This window comes from Pseudoalteromonas sp. GW168-MNA-CIBAN-0100 (genome assembly GCF_040309225.1).
Lineage (GTDB): Bacteria > Pseudomonadota > Gammaproteobacteria > Enterobacterales > Alteromonadaceae > Pseudoalteromonas > Pseudoalteromonas arctica.
The window spans coordinates 1-247 of sequence record NZ_JBEOOL010000919.1 but is presented as its reverse complement, the minus strand read 5'-3'; the positions used below and the strand labels follow the sequence as shown (position 1 = coordinate 247).

The window sequence follows — 247 nt, the reverse complement described above, 5'->3', positions numbered from 1 at the left end:
CCCAAACATATACAATAGCGGCAATTATTCCTGGCACAATTAAAAACCATAATGCCGCACCACCAAAAAATAATATAGCGAATATAAGCGCGGCAAGAATACGCCCTTGCACTAACTGCCCTAAACCCGGGAAAAATATATTACATAATGCTGCGATTACGTTACCGCCTGAACCTTGTCCTGACATACTAACCTCTGTAGTTTATTTAATTTTATATTTTAGCTATAGAATTACTTACACACTCTA

General features: G+C 37.2%; 1 protein-coding gene. It reads right to left on the bottom strand.

The window, feature by feature from the left end:
* On the bottom strand, positions 1-187 hold a 187-nt coding region (locus AAEY62_RS24010), incomplete at its 3' end, for a hypothetical protein (protein ID WP_350636972.1).
* Positions 188-247: the final 60 nt, after the last annotated feature.